The sequence below is a fragment of the Terrabacter sp. P5_B1 genome (assembly GCF_056400505.1).
Genome location: NZ_JBFULD010000588.1, coordinates 1 through 1,013, shown reverse-complemented (window position 1 = coordinate 1,013; position 1,013 = coordinate 1). Strand labels below are relative to the sequence as shown.

Sequence of the window (1,013 nt, the reverse complement as noted above, 5' to 3'; positions counted from 1 at the left end):
AGGAGCGGTGCTCGTCACGCGGGGCGCGCCACTCGCGCCCACCGACGTGGGAGGAGCCCGACGAGGCCGGGCGGGAGGACTTGGGGCCGGAGAAGGAACCGGCGGACTTCTGTCCACCCTGCCCGCGGTGCGGTTTCTTGGTCGCGGCGGACTTCTTCTCGGCAGACCAGCGGGCCTTCTTGGGCGCGCCGGAGGAGGTGTGCTTGGGCATTGCGTATTCAACTCTCTTGACTCGATGCAGACTTCGCCTCGAGCCGTGAGTCACACCACGACCATGCAGACGAGCCTCAGGCGCAGGAATGTCTGCGCCCATGTGTACCGGTGCCCGGCATCTGTGCCGTCCGGTGTTCGGATCCGCTCCGCGTCGGTGCCGGGCCGCGCCGTCTGCGCGATCTGCCGGTGGGGTGTCACCCCGTCGGACGAGCCTGCCCGCCCGGGCATCCCCGGCGCCATCTCTTCCGTCGTGATCCGAGGAGACCTCGGAGTCGGATGCCGCCCAGTCTACCAGCGGCGCTGCCGTGCCCTGACCACCAGCACGGCGGCCCCGAGCGCGACCCCGACGAGGTCGACGACGGCATCCCACACGTCGCCCGAGCGTCCCGGGAGCAGGAAGTGCTGGACGAGCTCGCTCACCGGGGCGTGGATCGCGAAGACCAGGACGGCGGTCCGCACGGACCCGAGGGCGCGCCCCACGGCATACGTGGGAACCGCGAAGACGAGGAGGTGGACGACCTTGTCGGTCCAGCTGACCGGGCCCTCGACGGTGACGACAGGCCAGTAGAGGACGAGCAGCTGGACGACGACGGCTGCGACGGCCAGACCGACCGCGACCCGTGAGCGGGCCGCGGAACGTCGCGAGAGGGTCGTCATGGCATCGCAGTCTAGGTAGGTTGCCACGAGAGCCCGAAACCCTTCCGCGGGCCGTGACGAGAGGAACCCCATGGGCAAGCGCACGGTCACCGTCATCGGCAGCGGCCGGGCCGCCGTGTCCCCCGACGTCGTCCGGCTCGACC

Annotated in this window: 2 protein-coding genes; both read right to left on the bottom strand. The window is 70.6% G+C overall.

What is annotated here, in order from left to right; genetic code table 11:
• The coding region (locus tag AC1DP0_RS22235; RefSeq protein WP_478088808.1) for a hypothetical protein at nucleotides 1–211 on the bottom strand (211 nt) is incomplete at its 3' end.
• Between the two features lie 290 nt (nucleotides 212–501).
• On the bottom strand, nucleotides 502–870 hold the full coding sequence (locus AC1DP0_RS22230; RefSeq protein ID WP_478088805.1) for a VanZ family protein: 369 nt from the start codon (nucleotides 868–870) through the stop codon (nucleotides 502–504).
• Nucleotides 871–1,013 lie beyond the last annotated feature (143 nt).